1 protein-coding gene and 1 pseudogene are annotated in these 771 nt (G+C 71.5%); both read left to right on the forward strand.

All coding sequences use genetic code 11. The features are described 5' to 3' along the window. Nucleotides 1-153: 153 nt before the first annotated feature. Nucleotides 154-474, forward strand: coding sequence for a ferredoxin (gene fdxA, locus OFY01_RS18310; RefSeq protein ID WP_266601246.1), 321 nt, complete (start codon nucleotides 154-156; stop codon nucleotides 472-474). A gap of 3 nt (nucleotides 475-477) precedes the next feature. Continuing rightward, a pseudogene (locus OFY01_RS18315) lies at nucleotides 478-771 on the forward strand (1-deoxy-D-xylulose-5-phosphate reductoisomerase); the annotation flags it as partial.

The following is a 771-nucleotide window of genomic DNA, read 5'->3' on the forward strand; positions in this document are numbered from 1 at the left end:
TACGACACGCTGATGGCCGACCAGCTCGACACCGCCATCGAACAGAACGGCAAGGGCGACCTCGCCACGCTCCTCGCCGGCAGCGACACCTGGACCGTCAGCGCGTAACCGCTCTCCACCTCACGCATCCTTCGACCTCCAAGGAGCCATCCCGTGACGTATGTGATCGCTCAGCCCTGCGTCGACCTCAAGGACAAGGCCTGCATCGACGAGTGCCCCGTGGACTGCATCTACGAGGGGCCCCGGATGATGTACATCCACCCCGACGAATGCGTCGACTGCGGCGCCTGCGAGCCGGTCTGCCCGGTCGAGGCGATCTTCTACGAGGATGATCTGCCGCAGCAGTGGAACGAGTTCGCTCCCGCCAACGCCGAGGTCTTCGAGAAGGTCGGCTCCCCGGGCGGCGCCTCCGCGTCCGGTCCCCTCGTCAGCGACCACCCGGTGGTCGAGAACACCTCGCCCGTCACGGCCTGATCCGTGACGACACTCCCCGCCGCCCCGCTCGCCGATCCCCGAGCGCCCCACCGGTCCGGGCCCGGCCCGCAGGACGTGGTGATCCTCGGTTCCACCGGTTCGATCGGCACCCAGGCCGTCGACGTCGTACGCCGCTCCCCCGGGCGCTTTCGCGTGGTGGGCCTCGCCGCGGGCGCGGGCCGGCTCGAACTGCTCGCCGAGCAGGCACTCGAACTCGGCGTGCCCACCGTGGCCGTGGCGCGCGCCGAGGCGGAGCCCCGCCTGCGCGACCTGCTGCGGGCGGGCGCGGGCGGGGGG

Source organism: Streptomyces beihaiensis, assembly GCF_026274175.1.
GTDB lineage: Bacteria > Actinomycetota > Actinomycetes > Streptomycetales > Streptomycetaceae > Streptomyces > Streptomyces beihaiensis.